The 12086-nt window shown below is 62.7% G+C and carries 10 protein-coding genes; 8 read left to right on the top strand and 2 right to left on the bottom strand.

Features of this window, described 5'->3' with window-relative positions; genetic code table 11:
- Positions 1–4 precede the first annotated feature (4 nt).
- Entirely contained in the window at positions 5–511 is a 507-nt protein-coding gene (gene tssJ, locus HX814_RS07785) for a type VI secretion system lipoprotein TssJ (protein WP_003213332.1), read from the bottom strand.
- Between the two features lie 52 nt (positions 512–563).
- Positions 564–1895: a type VI secretion system-associated FHA domain protein TagH gene (gene tagH / locus HX814_RS07780; protein ID WP_102370170.1), complete on the bottom strand. Its 1332-nt coding sequence runs from the start codon at positions 1893–1895 to the stop codon at positions 564–566.
- A 403-nt stretch (positions 1896–2298) separates the two neighbouring features.
- On the opposite strand from tagH, the gene tssA reads away from it, so the two are divergent.
- The 8 genes from tssA (at position 2299) to tssH (ending at position 12055) form a co-directional block, all read left to right on the top strand.
- Entirely contained in the window at positions 2299–3318 is a 1020-nt protein-coding gene (gene tssA / locus HX814_RS07775) for a type VI secretion system protein TssA (RefSeq protein ID WP_087693721.1), read from the top strand.
- Positions 3319–3372: 54 nt separating this feature from the next.
- Positions 3373–3879 carry a type VI secretion system contractile sheath small subunit gene (gene tssB, locus HX814_RS07770; RefSeq protein WP_003213340.1) on the top strand — a complete coding sequence of 169 codons (507 nt, stop codon included), beginning with the start codon at positions 3373–3375 and terminating at the stop codon, positions 3877–3879.
- 2 nt (positions 3880–3881) lie between these two features.
- Complete coding sequence (gene tssC / locus HX814_RS07765; RefSeq protein WP_003213343.1) at positions 3882–5378, top strand: type VI secretion system contractile sheath large subunit; 1497 nt, start codon at positions 3882–3884, stop codon at positions 5376–5378.
- A gap of 81 nt (positions 5379–5459) precedes the next feature.
- Entirely contained in the window at positions 5460–5948 is a 489-nt protein-coding gene (locus HX814_RS07760) for a type VI secretion system tube protein Hcp (protein ID WP_003213345.1), read from the top strand.
- Between the two features lie 78 nt (positions 5949–6026).
- Positions 6027–6542: a type VI secretion system baseplate subunit TssE gene (gene tssE / locus HX814_RS07755; RefSeq protein ID WP_003213348.1), complete on the top strand. Its 516-nt coding sequence runs from the start codon at positions 6027–6029 to the stop codon at positions 6540–6542.
- Positions 6539–8398 carry a type VI secretion system baseplate subunit TssF gene (gene tssF / locus HX814_RS07750; RefSeq protein WP_003213350.1) on the top strand — a complete coding sequence of 620 codons (1860 nt, stop codon included), beginning with the start codon at positions 6539–6541 and terminating at the stop codon, positions 8396–8398. Before tssE ends, tssF begins: the two co-directional genes overlap by 4 nt.
- Entirely contained in the window at positions 8362–9405 is a 1044-nt protein-coding gene (tssG, locus tag HX814_RS07745; protein ID WP_008439466.1) for a type VI secretion system baseplate subunit TssG, read from the top strand. Before tssF ends, tssG begins: the two co-directional genes overlap by 37 nt.
- On the top strand, positions 9398–12055 hold the full coding sequence (gene tssH / locus HX814_RS07740) for a type VI secretion system ATPase TssH (RefSeq protein ID WP_102370174.1): 2658 nt from the start codon (positions 9398–9400) through the stop codon (positions 12053–12055). The genes tssG and tssH overlap by 8 nt, the downstream gene beginning before the upstream one ends.
- Positions 12056–12086: the final 31 nt, after the last annotated feature.

The following is a 12086-nucleotide window of genomic DNA, read 5'->3' as shown; positions in this document are numbered from 1 at the left end:
ATTCTTATTGGGCAGGGCTGGATGGGGGAACCACGACGTCGGCACGCACGGCATGCACATCGAGGCTGATCTGGTATTCGGTGTATTGGCGTGCCGGCACGTTGAGCACCGTGCGCCACTCGGCGCGGTCCAGTTCGCGATAGCCCACCAGCAGGCCGATCTGGCGGGTGGACGGGTCGAGGTCGCGCTGGATGCTCAATTGCTGGCCGGGCAGGATCACCACTTCGTCCTGGTCGAGCAGGTCGAGGCCGAGGGTCGACTGTGCGCGATCGGCCAGGGCGAAGTAGTCGGAACGGCTGAAGGTGGCGGCGTTTTTCAGTTCGAAAATCCGCACCCGTACCGGGGCTGCCTGGCCATTGGCGCCGGGGTTGAGCCCGGCGATGGCATGGAAATGCAGCTCGACGGCGGCGGTGTCTGCCTCAGCTTCGGCGGCCTCGGGCTTGGCCGCATCCTTGGCACACGCCGTCAGCAGAAGCGCGGTGGCGACTGCGAGTAAAAACCTGGGAATCATCCTGCGTCCTCAATGACGTACTTAGCTATCCGTTGTTCCATGTACTGCGTTGTTAGTGACGCTGTCGGCTGCTGTGCGCTTCGTAGGCACGGCTGAATTCACGCCCGAACAGGTCCTGGAAATCTTCCTGGGCCTCGCGGGAAATATTGCTGTAGAGCTCGGTGAACTGCTGCCAGTACTGGGCCTGGCGCGAGCCGTTGAAAATGCTCGACAGCCCGCCGGGCTTGCCCATGCGCTCTTCGAGCTGCGCCGGTTCAAAGCGCGTCAGCAGGTGCTTGATGGCGGCTTCGACCCCGGCCATGACGGCCAGTTGGTGGGCGCGCAGATCGTCGAAACTGTCGCGCACGGCCAAGTCCGGTGCCATAAACGCCTGATTGCTGTGGCGTAGGAGCAGCAGTAGCGCTTCATCGGCATTCGGGGCGAATTTCAACGGATTGTTTTCCACCGGTTGAATCACCGTCTGCTGCATGCGGAACTCGCCCTTGAGGCTGCTGCGGGCACGCAACACGTCGATCAGGCCTTCGACCATCAGCCGGTAACTGCGGCCGATGCTTTCCATCTGGGCTTCGGCCTGGGCCTTGTCCAGGCGCAACTGATCGAGGCCCGCACCGCGCAGGAAGGCTTGCAACAGGTCGGGCTGGCTGGCATCAGCCACCGGGAGCGGGCGCTCGACCTTGGGCGGCTCGATGACCGGCGGCTGTGGCGGTGTTGGCGGCGGCGGTGCGACAGGCTTGGGTGCCGGAGCATCGCCGAACAAATCCCAGTCTTCGGGGATTACTGAGCCCGAGACCACCGGCGCAGGCGGCTCAGCCACGGGCAGCGGTGTCGGCGGGCGGAAGTCGTGCTGCTCGGCCGGCACGTGATCGTGCACGGTGGCCGGCGGTACGCTGGTGGGCGCGAGGAAGTCGAAAAGGTCCGGCAGGGTGTCCATCGACGAGGCGCCCTGGAACTGCGGCGCGATCACCGGAGGTGGCGTCGGGGCCTTCACGGCGGCGCCCATCAGGGCTTCGAAACTGTTGGAAGCGTCACCGGTGAAAGACGGGGTATCTGTCACTTTCAGGTTGAAATCGATACGCGCCTGGATCTCGTAATCGCCGATGCGGATCAGTTCGCCGTCCTGCAATGGCTCGCTGCTTCCCCGCCGCAAACGAATACCGGCATGCACTAACTCAACTCCATTAGTGCTGTTATCAGTTAAGTAGTAACGACCATCTTTGTACTGAATAACGCAATGTTGCGTGGAAACAAGACGTTCTGGATCAGGCAGTACCCAGTCATTTTCGGAACCGCGGCCAATAGCCATCACTCCTTGGTCCAGGGACTTTTCAGAACACTGGCCAGGGGTAATCTTGTGATAACTAGTGATAGTCAAGCACAGCGACATCTTGCCTCCTTGCTGATACTTCGCGCGCGGCCGTTCCCTGGGAGAAATGCTCCGAGAGATCCACGACAGATCCTTCCAAAACCTTGAAAGCCTGCTTCAACCCGCGTAATTGCTGATCTTAACCGGCCTGTATGACAAAAATCCTGCCTCGGCACCTGCTTCGACTGATCAGTCGCACAAGATGTTAAGCACCGCACATCTGTCATAGAGGGCGAATAGCTTACCTTGACAAGGCATAAGTACTACACCAAAAATGCACAACTTCTTGAACACCAATGATGGCACTTTGAAATCGGCATGATGTCAAAGCGCTAAATAAGACCAAGAAAACATGCAAAGTTCCTCGCGCAACTAATGCATGAGTTGCCCGTCATCTAACGGGCTGATAGGGAGATCGAATTTAGTGGATGTGCCTCTGCTGCTCGCCGCCGTTTCCGCGACTTCGCCTTGTGGCGAAGACTTGGAATATGACGCCGATTACTTGCATCTTGAGCGTGCCGCACAGGGTCAACCCGAGCGCAGCATGGGCGACTCGATCCTGCCTGCCGAACCTCCGGAATGGCGCAGCATCCAGCAGCAAAGTCTCGACCTCCTGCAACGCAGCAAAGACCTGCGCATCACCCATTTCCTGTTGCAAGCCGCCCTCGCCCTCCAGGGCATTGCAGGGCTTGCCGACGCACTCGCGCTGATCAACGCGCTGCTGCGCGAATACTGGGCCGACCTGCATCCGCGCCTGGATGCCGATGACGACAACGACCCCACCGTGCGCATCAACGCCCTCAGCGGCGTGGCCAGCGACGCGAACATCCGCCTGCTGCGTGAGGCCATTCTCACCCGTTCGCGCACCTTCGGGCCCGTCAGCCTGCGCGCCGCGCTGAATGCCAGCGGGCTGCAGAGTTTCCCCGGCGAAAACCTCGGTGCCGAACAGCTTAACGGCGCATTCCTCGACAGCGATGCCGAGCAATTGCAAGCCACCCGCGACGCGCTGAACGCCGCCCGCGACGCCTGTGAGGCCATCGAACAATACGTCAGCGACCAGGTCGGTTCCGCCCAGGGCGTGGACCTCGGCCCCTTGAAGCAACTGCTCAAGCAGGCCGTGCAGATACTTAACCAATACGCCCCGCACAGCGGCGCCGCCAGCGAGCCCGAGGTTGTCAGTGACGACAATGCCCCCTCGGTTGAATACGCCGCCGCGCCCGTTGCAGCACGCCCGACCGGCGACATCGCAAGCCGCGATGAAGTGCTGCGCAGCCTCGACAAGATCCTTGCGTACTACACCCGGCACGAGCCTTCGAGCCCGCTGCCGGTGCTGTTGAACCGGGCGAAGAATCTGGTGCACGCCGACTTTGCGGCCATCGTGCGCAACCTGATTCCCGACGGCATGTCCCAATTTGAAAATCTGCGCGGGCCGGACAGCGAATAAGCGTACGGATCGCGCAGTTACAACACCGTCGCTCAAGCGACCAGGAGCAGCAACGTGGCGAAGCAAAGTTCTCAGAAATTCATCGCGCGCAACCGTGCGCCTCGGGTGCAGATCGAGTACGACGTCGAGCTCTACGGCGCCGAGAAAAAGGTCCAGCTGCCCTTCGTCATGGGCGTGATGGCCGATCTCGCCGGCAAGCCCGCCGAACCTCTGGCGCCTGTGGCCGACCGCAAGTTCCTTGAAGTGGACGTCGACAACTTCGACTCGCGCCTCAAGGCCATGCAGCCACGCGTCGCGTTCCACGTGCCCAACGAGCTGACCGGCGAAGGCAACCTGAGCCTGGACATCACCTTCGAAAGCATGGACGACTTCAGCCCCGCCGCTGTGGCGCGCAAGGTCGATTCGCTCAAGCAACTGCTCGAAGCCCGCACCCAGCTGGCCAACCTGCTGACCTACATGGACGGCAAGACCGGCGCTGAAGAAATCATCATGAAGGCGATCAAGGACCCGGCACTGCTTCAGGCACTTGCCAGCGCGCCCAAGCCTGCAGGGGAGCAGTAATCATGACTGACAATACCGCCCGCGAAGGCACCCAGATCCTGGGTACCACCGAAGAAGCCAGCGAGTTCGCGAACCTGCTGCTGCAAGAATTCAAACCCAAGACCGAGCGTGCCCGCGAAGCCGTGGAAACCGCTGTGCGCACCCTGGCCGAGCAGGCTCTGGCCCAGACCGACCTGGTGTCCAACGACGCGATCAAGTCGATCGAATCGATCATCGCCGCCATCGACGCCAAGCTCACCGCCCAGGTCAACCAGATCATCCATCACCAGGATTTCCAGCAGCTGGAAAGCGCCTGGCGTGGCCTGCACTACCTGGTGAACAACACCGAGAGCGATGAGCAGCTGAAGATTCGCGTGCTCAACATCTCCAAGCCGGACCTGCACAAGACCCTGAAGAAATTCAAGGGCACCGCGTGGGACCAGAGCCCGATCTTCAAGAAGATGTACGAAGAAGAATACGGCCAGTTCGGCGGCGAACCCTACGGTTGCCTGGTGGGCGACTACTACTTCGACCAGTCGCCTCCCGACGTGGAGCTGCTGGGGGAGCTGTCGAAAGTCTGCGCCGCCATGCACGCACCGTTCATTGCCGCCGCTTCGCCAACCGTGATGGGCATGGGCTCGTGGCAGGAACTGTCGAACCCGCGCGACCTGACCAAGATCTTCACCACCCCGGAATACGCCGGCTGGCGCTCGCTGCGTGAATCGGAAGACTCGCGCTACATCGGCCTGACCATGCCGCGCTTCCTGGCGCGCCTGCCGTACGGTGCCAAGACCGATCCGGTGGAAGCCTTCGCCTTCGAAGAAAACACCGACGGTGCCGACAGCTCCAAGTACACCTGGGCCAACGCCGCTTACGCGATGGCGGTGAACATCAACCGTTCGTTCAAACACTTCGGCTGGTGCTCGCGCATCCGTGGCGTGGAGTCGGGCGGTGAAGTCGAGAACCTGCCGGCCCACACCTTCCCGACGGATGACGGCGGTGTGGACATGAAGTGCCCGACCGAAATCGCTATCAGCGACCGCCGCGAAGCGGAACTGGCGAAGAACGGTTTCATGCCGCTGCTGCACAAGAAAAACACCGACTTTGCCGCCTTCATCGGCGCCCAGTCGCTGCAGAAACCGGCCGAATACGATGACCCGGATGCCACCGCCAACGCCAACCTGGCCGCGCGCCTGCCGTACCTGTTCGCCACCTGCCGTTTCGCCCACTACTTGAAATGCATCGTGCGCGACAAGATCGGTTCCTTCAAAGAGAAGGACGAGATGCAACGCTGGTTGCAGGACTGGATCCTCAACTACGTCGACGGTGACCCGGCGCACTCCACCGAAACCACCAAGGCCCAGCATCCATTGGCTGCCGCCGAAGTGATCGTGGAAGACGTCGAAGGCAACCCGGGGTACTACAACTCCAGGTTCTACCTGCGCCCGCACTACCAGCTCGAAGGGCTGACCGTGTCGCTGCGCCTGGTATCGAAGCTGCCTTCGGCGAAAGGCGCGTAACACCGTCGCTCGTTCCCACGCTCCGCGTGGGAACGATCAGCGTTAACAAATTCTGTGGCTGAGACCACACAGGGAGAAAACATGGCTGTTGATATTTTCATCAAGATCGGCGACATCAAGGGCGAGTCCATGGACAAGGCCCACAAGGACGAAATCGACGTGTTGAACTGGAGCTGGGGCATGGCCCAGTCCGGCAACATGCACGTGGGCGGTGGCGGCGGTGCGGGCAAGGTGAACATCCAGGACCTGTCGCTGACCAAGTACGTCGACAAGGCCTCGCCCAACCTGATGATGCACTGCGCGAGCGGCAAGCACATCGACAAGGTCACGCTGACCGTGCGCAAGGCCGGCGGTGAAAGCCAGGTCGAGTACATGATCATCAACCTGGAAGAAGTGCTGGTCACCTCCCTGAGCACCGGTGGTTCGGGCAGCGATGACCGCCTGACCGAAAACGTGACCCTGAACTTTGCCCAGGTGATGGTGGACTACCAGCCACAGAAAGCCGACGGCACCAAAGACGGCGGCGCGATCAAGTTTGGCTGGAACATTCGCTCCAACACCAAACGCTGATTGCCCCTGTAGCCGCCACCCCAAGTGGCGGCTGCAAGCCCCCTGTTCCTCTCGCAACCCGTCCGTGGAGCTGCTTTGGTGGTAACTGAAATTGCTTCCCGCGATCGCCTGCAACCGTCCCTGCTGGACCGGTTGACCGACGATGACCCGACCAATCCCAAGGAAAGCGCCGACAAACGCGTGCTGTCCCTGAGCCAATTGAAAGCCTCGGTGCTGCGTGACCTGACGTGGCTGCTCAACACCACTTCACTGCTCAACGCCGATGCCACGCTGCACACGCCGGCCGGTACGTCGGTGGTCAATTACGGGCTGCCGGCGCTGGCGGGCAACAGTGTCTCCAGTGTCGACATCAGCGCCCTGGAAGCCTTGATTCGACAAGCCATCGCCACCTTCGAGCCGCGCATCCTGCGCCACACCTTGCGGGTCAAGGCACGCGTCGGCCACGGTGAGATGAACCACAACGCCCTGAGTTTCGAGATCGAAGGCGACCTGTGGGCGCAGCCGGTGCCGTTGCGCCTGTTGCTGCAAACCGACCTGGACCTGGAGTCCGGCCATGTACGTGTGGTCAACGCCGACCAGCGGAGACGCCCATGAACCCGCGCTTGCTGGAGCTGTATAACCAGGAACTGCACCACGTGCGCGAAAGCGCCGCCGAGTTCGCCAAGGAATACCCGAAGATCGCCAGTCGGCTGACCCTGTCCGGCATGGACTGCGCCGACCCGTACGTCGAGCGTTTGCTCGAAGGCTTTGCGTATCTCACGGCCCGGGTCCAGCTCAAGCTCGACGCCGAGTACCCGACCTTCACCAACAACCTGCTGGAGATCGCCTACCCGCACTACCTGGCGCCGACCCCGTCGATGACCGTGGTGCAGTTGCAGGCCGATCCCGATGAAGGCTCCCTGGCCAGTGGTTTTCCACTGCCCCGCGACACCGTCCTGCGCGCCGCCTTGGGCCGCGAAACCCAGACCTGCTGCGAGTACCGCACCGCGCACCCGGTGACGCTGTGGCCGTTGCAGGTCGCCCAGGCCGAGTACTTCGGCAACCCGTCCGCCGTGCTCGGGCGTTTGGCTGCCAGCGAACCCAAGGCCAAGGCTGGCCTGCGCCTGACCTTGCGTACCGGCGCCGAGCTGCCGTTCAACAGCCTCGCCCTGGATAACTTGCCGCTGTACCTCAGCGGTGCCGACGAACAACCGTTCCGCCTCTACGAACAACTGCTGGGCAATGCCTGCGCGGTGTTCGCGCGCAAGCCCGGCGGTGACTGGGTTGAGCGCCTGCCGCCGGAGGCCTTGCGCTCCCGGGGTTTCGATGACGCCGATGCGGCGATGCCGGTGGTGCCGAGAGCGTTCCAGGGATATCGCTTGCTCCAGGAATACTTCGCCCTGCCCCACCGTTTTCTGTTCGTCGAATTCGCTGAACTGAGCCGTGCAGTCAAACGCTGTGACGGCCAGGAACTGGAACTGATCGTGCTGTTCGACCGTCACGATCCAAGCCTGGAAGGCAGCGTCGGCAAGGCGCAATTCGTGCCGTTCTGCACCCCGGCAATCAACCTGTTTCCCAAGCGCGTGGACCGGATTCACTTGTCCGAGCGGGTCAACGAACACCATGTGATCGCCGACCGCACGCGGCCGATGGATTTCGAGATTCACTCCTTGAGCGGCATCACGGGCCACGGCACCGGACCGGAGCAGCCGTTCCTGCCGTTCTATGCAGTACGCGATCCGTCGCGCTATGGCCGTGACCAGGCTTACTACACGGTGCGTCGCGAACCCCGCGTGTTGTCCAGCGACCAGCGCCGCAACGGGCCGCGCTCCACCTATGTGGGCAGCGAAACCTTCGTCAGCCTGGTGGACACCCAGCAAGCCCCGTACCGCCATGACCTGCGCCAACTGGGCGTGACCGCACTGTGCACTAACCGCGACTTGCCGCTGTTCATGAGCGTGGGCAACGGCAAGACCGACTTCACCCTGGCCGACAGTGCGCCGGTCTTGGCCGTGCGCTGCGTCGCCGGGCCAAGCCGCCCGCGCGCCAGCCATGCCCATGACGCCAAGGCCTGGCGTCTGATCAGCCAGTTGTCGTTGAACTACCTGTCGCTGAGCGAGCAAGGCCAGGGCGCCGCCGCCCTGCGTGAACTGCTGCGCCTGTATGGCGACAGCAACGACGCCGCCCTGCAATTGCAGATCGAAGGCCTGCGGGAAGTCAGCAGCAAGGCGGTGACCCGGCGCCTGCCGATGCCCGGCCCGATCGTGTTTGGCCGCGGCCTTGAGATCACTCTGGAATTTGATGAAAACGCGTTCCGCGGCACCGGCGTGTTCCTGCTCGGTGCGGTGTTTGAACGGTTCCTGGCACGCTACGTGTCGATCAACAGTTTTACCGAGACGGTGATCCGTACCACCGAACGCGGCGAGATCATGCGATGGAAAGCCAAGCCCGGACGCCGTCCGACCCTGTGAGTACCCTGGATGCGATGCATCAGGAGCCCTGGGAATATGACTTCTTCCAGGCGCTGCGGCGCATCGAGTGCGAATCGCCGGACCTGCCACGCCTGGGGCACTCCCTGCGCCTGGCGGATGACCCGCTGCGTCTCGGGCAGCAGGCCGATTGCACCTTTGCGCCGGCCACACTGGCCTCGGTCGAACCTGGGGCCGAAGGCCAGCCGGCACGGCTGGAGCAGTTCTTCTTCGGCCTCGGCGGCCCCAACGGCCCGCTGCCGCTGCACATCACCGAGTACGTGCGTGAGCGCCAACGCAACAACGCCGACAGCACCAGCAAGCGCTTCCTGGATGTGTTCCACCATCGCCTGCTGACCCTGTTTTATCGTGCCTGGGCCGAGGCACGGCCGACCGTCAGCCATGACCGCCCGGACGATGACTACTGGTCGGCGCGCCTCGCCGCATTGAGCGGTCGCGGCACCCCGAGCCTGCTCAACCAGGGCCTGATCCCCGACACCGCGAAGCTGCATTACAGCGGCCACCTGTCGGCACAAACCCGCTATCCGGACGGCCTGAAGGCGATTCTCGGCGAGTACTTCGGCCTGCCGGTGGAGATCGAAGAATACGTCGGCCAATGGCTGGAGCTGCCCGAGCGCAGCCGCGTGAGTGTCAGCGCCAACCAGCTGGGCGTGGACTTTTGCCTGGGCAGCCACGTGTGGGACCGCCAGCATAAATTCCGCATTCGCCTGGGCCCGCTGAAGCTCGATGACTACATGGGCATGCTGCCCGGCAGCCAGCCGTTCAACGAGCTGGTGGCGTGGGTCGCCGAGTACCTGGGCCACGAACTGGACTGGGACCTGAACCTGATCCTGCAACAACCGGAAGTGCCGGCCCTGCAACTCAACGGCCAGTTCCGCCTGGGCTTCAACACCTGGCTCGGCCAACCCGAGCATGACGCCAACGACCTAATCCTGGCCCGGCATTACGCCGAACACGCCAACACCTCAAGGAATCCAGAGCATGGGTGAAATCAGTCGCGCCGCACTGTTCGGCAAACTCAACAGCGTGGCCTACAAGGCCATCGAAGCCGCCACCGTGTTCTGCAAGCTGCGGGGCAACCCGTACGTGGAACTGGCCCACTGGTTTCACCAGTTGCTGCAACTGCAGGACTCTGACCTGCACCGCATCATTCGACAGTTCAATGTCGAGCCGGCGCGTCTGGCCCGCGACCTGACCGAAGCCCTGGACCGCCTGCCCCGTGGCTCGACGTCGATCACTGACTTGTCGTCCCATGTGGAAGAAGCGGTCGAGCGTGGCTGGGTCTACGGCAGCCTGATGTTTGGCGAAAGCCAGGTGCGCACCGGTTACCTGGTGCTGGGAATTCTCAAGACGCCGAGCCTGCGCCATGCGCTGTTGGGCTTGTCCGGTGAGTTCGACAAGATCAAGGCCGAAGCCCTGAGCGAACGCTTTGACGAATACGTCGGCGACTCGCCGGAGAATGCACTGAGTGCCAGCGACGGCTTCAATGCCGGTGCTGTACCGGGCGAGGCCAGCGGCGCCATGGCCCCGAGCGCGATGGGCAAGCAGGAAGCCCTCAAGCGCTTCACCGTCGACCTGACCGAACAGGCCCGCAGCGGCAAGCTCGACCCGATCGTCGGGCGTGACGAAGAGATCCGCCAACTGGTGGACATCCTCATGCGTCGCCGCCAGAACAACCCGATCCTTACCGGTGAAGCCGGCGTCGGCAAGACCGCCGTGGTCGAAGGCTTCGCCCTGCGCATCGTCGCCGGCGACGTACCACCCGCGCTGAAAGATGTGGAACTGCGCAGCCTCGATGTCGGCCTGCTGCAAGCCGGCGCCAGTATGAAAGGCGAGTTCGAACAGCGCCTGCGCCAGGTCATCGAAGACGTCCAGGCCTCGCCGAAACCAATCATCCTGTTTATCGACGAAGCCCACACCCTGGTAGGTGCCGGTGGCGCCGCCGGGACCGGTGACGCGGCCAACCTGCTTAAACCCGCCCTCGCCCGCGGCACCTTGCGTACCGTGGCCGCCACCACCTGGGCCGAGTACAAGAAGCACATCGAAAAAGACCCGGCCCTGACCCGCCGTTTCCAGGTGGTGCAAGTGGCCGAGCCGTCGGAAGACAAGGCGTTGCTGATGATGCGCGGCGTGGCTTCGACCATGGAAAAACACCATCAGGTGCAGATCCTCGACGAAGCGCTGGAAGCGTCAGTGAAGCTGTCCCACCGCTACATTCCGGCGCGTCAATTGCCGGACAAATCCGTGAGCCTGCTGGACACCGCCTGCGCCCGCGTCGCCATCAGCCTGCACGCGGTGCCGGCAGAAGTCGACGACAGCCGCCGCCGTATCGAGGCACTGGAAACCGAGCTGCAAATCATCGCCCGCGAGCACGCGATCGGCATCGCCATCGGTGCGCGCCAGACCAACAGCGAAGCGCTGCTGAGCGCCGAACGCGAGCGCCTGGCCACCCTGGAAAGCCGTTGGGCCGAAGAGAAAACCCTGGTGGATGAGTTGCTCGCCACCCGTGCGACGTTGCGTGAAAAATCCGGTGTCGTGGACAGCGGCGATGATCAATTGCGTGCCCAATTGGTAGACCTGCAACAACGCCTTAGCACCCTGCAAGGTGAAACTCCGCTGATCCTGCCGACCGTGGATTACCAAGCGGTGGCCTCGGTGGTCGCCGACTGGACCGGCATCCCGGTGGGCCGCATGGCCCGCAACGAACTGGAGACGGTGCTCAACCTCGACCAGCACCTGAAGAAACGCATCATCGGCCAGGACCACGCCTTGCAGATGATCGCCAAGCGCATCCAGACCTCCCGCGCCGGCCTCGACAACCCGAGCAAGCCGATTGGCGTGTTCATGCTCGCCGGCACCTCCGGCGTGGGCAAGACCGAAACCGCCCTGGCCCTGGCCGAAGCCATGTACGGCGGTGAGCAGAACGTGATCACCATCAACATGAGCGAGTTCCAGGAAGCCCACACCGTGTCCACCCTCAAGGGTGCGCCACCGGGCTACATCGGCTATGGCGAAGGTGGCGTGCTGACCGAAGCCGTGCGGCGCAAACCCTACAGCGTGGTGCTGCTGGACGAGGTGGAAAAAGCCCACCCGGACGTGCATGAAATCTTCTTCCAGGTGTTCGACAAAGGCGTGATGGAAGACGGCGAAGGCCGGGTGATCGACTTCAAGAACACCTTGATCCTGCTGACCACCAACGCCGGTACCGAGTTGATTTCCCGGGTCTGCAAAGACCCGGCGAACATCCCCGAGCCCGAGGAAATCGCCAAGGCCCTGCGCCAGCCGCTGCTGGAGATTTTCCCGCCGGCGCTGCTCGGCCGCCTGGTGACCATTCCGTACTACCCGCTCAGCGACGAGATGCTCAAGGCAATCACCCGCCTGCAACTCAACCGCATCAAGAAGCGTGTGGAGAACACCCACAAAGTCGCCTTCGATTACGACGACGACGTGGTCGACCTGATCGTGTCCCGCTGCACCGAAACCGAAAGCGGCGGGCGGATGATCGACACCATCCTCACCAACAGCCTGCTGCCGGACATGAGCCGCGAATTCCTCACCCGCATGCTCGAAGGCAAGGCGCTGGCGGGGGTGCGGATCAGCACGCGGGATAACGAATTGCACTACGACTTCAACGATTGACCTGACGGAATGCGATCAAAACTGTGGGAGC

The organism is Pseudomonas sp. C8002, from assembly GCF_013385765.1.
Taxonomy (GTDB): domain Bacteria; phylum Pseudomonadota; class Gammaproteobacteria; order Pseudomonadales; family Pseudomonadaceae; genus Aquipseudomonas.
Note: the sequence above shows the minus strand (reverse complement) of the source record. Positions and strands in the feature narration are given on the sequence as shown.

Coding starts and splice junctions, on each gene's coding strand:
- tssF (WP_003213350.1), top strand. CDS start 6,539: ATGAACCCGCGCTTGCTGGAGCTGTATAACCAGGAACTGCACCACGTG.
- tssH (WP_102370174.1), top strand. CDS start 9,398: ATGGGTGAAATCAGTCGCGCCGCACTGTTCGGCAAACTCAACAGCGTG.
- HX814_RS07760 (WP_003213345.1), top strand. CDS start 5,460: ATGGCTGTTGATATTTTCATCAAGATCGGCGACATCAAGGGCGAGTCC.
- tssC (WP_003213343.1), top strand. CDS start 3,882: ATGACTGACAATACCGCCCGCGAAGGCACCCAGATCCTGGGTACCACC.
- tssJ (WP_003213332.1), bottom strand. CDS start 511: ATGATTCCCAGGTTTTTACTCGCAGTCGCCACCGCGCTTCTGCTGACG.
- tssG (WP_008439466.1), top strand. CDS start 8,362: ATGGAAAGCCAAGCCCGGACGCCGTCCGACCCTGTGAGTACCCTGGAT.
- tagH (WP_102370170.1), bottom strand. CDS start 1,895: ATGTCGCTGTGCTTGACTATCACTAGTTATCACAAGATTACCCCTGGC.